The following is a 230-nucleotide window of genomic DNA, read 5'->3' on the forward strand; positions in this document are numbered from 1 at the left end:
TCGTTATCGGTGACCGTGACCTCGAAGCTTAAGGTGATGGTCTCACCCAGGGCGAGGAACTGCACATCACTGTTGAGGATGCTGTAATCCCAGCTGTCGCTGTCGACGCTGAAGCCATCGATGAGGCTCTGAATTTGGCCGGCGCTGAGTACGTTGGTGAGGTCACCACCGCTCCAGCTGATGTCATTGTTGTAGACCTCGGTGACGCTGTGGGTGTTGTTGACATCCAC

Annotated in this window: 1 protein-coding gene; it reads right to left on the reverse strand. The window is 55.7% G+C overall.

What is annotated here, in order from left to right; translation table 11 throughout:
• Positions 1-230 (reverse strand): VCBS domain-containing protein (locus tag DB48_RS08180; RefSeq protein WP_041509810.1); only part of this gene is annotated, 230 nt, incomplete at both ends.

The sequence above is a fragment of the Shewanella sp. cp20 genome (assembly GCF_000832025.1).
Taxonomy (GTDB): domain Bacteria; phylum Pseudomonadota; class Gammaproteobacteria; order Enterobacterales; family Shewanellaceae; genus Shewanella.